The sequence below is a fragment of the Paraferrimonas sp. SM1919 genome, from assembly GCF_010993985.1.
Classification (GTDB): domain Bacteria; phylum Pseudomonadota; class Gammaproteobacteria; order Enterobacterales; family Shewanellaceae; genus SM1919.
Window position 1 is genome coordinate 1 of record NZ_WINH01000146.1, and the last position, 500, is coordinate 500.

Sequence of the window (500 nt, forward strand, 5' to 3'; positions counted from 1 at the left end):
GGGGTGATCAACACCTCAACTTGATAATCACCATATTGGTCGATAAAGCTTTGCACCGCTTCAGGGCTGGCAATGCCATAATCGTCCAAGGCACTGATCATAGGGTAAGAGTAATAACCTTCCGCATCGACCAGAGAAAACTGAACGGCGTTATCGACAATTTCCCAAGTCAGACTGTTGCGCACTGTGGCACCATAGCGATAACCACTACCGTCATCGGCAAACAAATAACGCACGCCGCTGCTGCCAAAACGTACATTAGGGTCATCAACCGCGCTGTCGAGTACTTGTATGTAATCATCGGCGAGCACGCTGGCATCGAGCGCTAAGGCAGCACCAATGGTATCGTCCTCTGGGGCCAAATCTTGTTCATCAAGCACACCGTCGTTATCGTCATCGTCATCACTGTTATTGCCAATGCCGTCGTTATCGCTATCTAGCGTTTCAGATGGGTCTAATGGGAACACATCATCATTGTCATAAACCCCGTCGTTATCGTC

Annotated in this window: 1 pseudogene; it reads right to left on the reverse strand. The window is 49.2% G+C overall.

Annotated features, from left to right (window positions below):
- A pseudogene (locus GFB48_RS17530) lies at positions 1–500 on the reverse strand (hypothetical protein); the annotation flags it as partial.